Source organism: Paracoccus sp. 22332, from assembly GCF_052045125.1.
Taxonomy (GTDB): domain Bacteria; phylum Pseudomonadota; class Alphaproteobacteria; order Rhodobacterales; family Rhodobacteraceae; genus Paracoccus; species Paracoccus haematequi_A.
Window position 1 is genome coordinate 1 of the sequence record NZ_JBQEOI010000115.1, and the last position, 1030, is coordinate 1030.

Here is a 1030-nt window from a genome sequence, read left to right on the forward strand (position 1 = left end):
GGCCTCGTCCGGCCCGGTGTAGACGCTGATGATGGAGCCATAGGTCAGATTGTCATCGTTGTAGACAATGGCTTCCAGAAGCTCCGGATCTTCGCCCAGCATCTTGGCGACGTAGTCGAGGGTGCAGATGTGAGTGACGGTTGCCATCAGGCGGCCTCGGCCTGCGGGGCGGCCCGCGATGACCAGTTCCATGGCAGCAGGTCGTCAAGCCGATTGATCTTGTGGTCGTGGATGCGGCCCAGGATGTCGGCCAGATAGGTCTGCGGGTCGAGGCCGTTCATCTTGGCGGTTTCAATGAGCGTCATGGCGCGGGCCAGTGTTTCGGCGCCGGTATCGGCCCCCGCGAAGAGCCAATTTTTTCTTCCGAGTCCAATCGGGCGCAGGGCTCGCTCGGCCGGATTGTTGTCGATCGCCACCCGGCCGTCTTCGAGGAACAGGCAGAATGAGCGCCAGCGGCTGAGAGCATAGCGGAAGGCCTTGGCCAAGTCGCTCTTGCCGGGAATGCGGGTCAGTTGCTGCTCGGCCCAGACCCGGAACGCCTCGACCTTTGGCCTAGTGTGAGCCCGGCGTGCGGCCAGACGAACATCGGCCGACTGGCCCGATATGTTGCGCTCGATGTCGTAAAGCGCACCGATCCGGTCAAGCGCTTCTCGCGCAATCTCGGATTTGGTCAGGGTCCAGGCATCATGGAAGTCTCGCCGCAGATGAGCCCAGCATGCGGCTTCGCGGAAGCGGGCCGCGCCGTCTGCTCCGGGATCGTAGAGCTTGGCATAGCCCTTGTAGGCATCAGCCTGCAGGATGCCGCTGGATTGGCCGAGGTGTTTGAGAACATGTCCTTCCTTCCAATCTGGAGCAAACCGGTAGGTCACGCCTGGCGGGGCGGCCCCCGCCCAAGGGCGCTGATCCCGCACATAGGCCCAGATCCGGCCCTTCTTCACGCCCTTGCCCAGACCCTTGTCGCGAAGTGAACGATCCAGAACTCGGATCGAGGTGTCATCCGCATGCAAAAGGTCGCTGGCCATCACCACGG

Annotated in this window: 1 protein-coding gene and 1 pseudogene; both read right to left on the minus strand. The window is 62.8% G+C overall.

Annotated elements, in window-relative coordinates:
- Positions 1-192 (minus strand): annotated as a pseudogene (locus tag ACTJI6_RS24070) (hypothetical protein); the annotation flags it as partial.
- A partial coding sequence (gene tnpC / locus ACTJI6_RS24075; RefSeq protein ID WP_440804292.1) for an IS66 family transposase occupies positions 147-1030 on the minus strand: 884 nt, incomplete at its 5' end. The gene tnpC and the pseudogene ACTJI6_RS24070, both read right to left, overlap by 46 nt.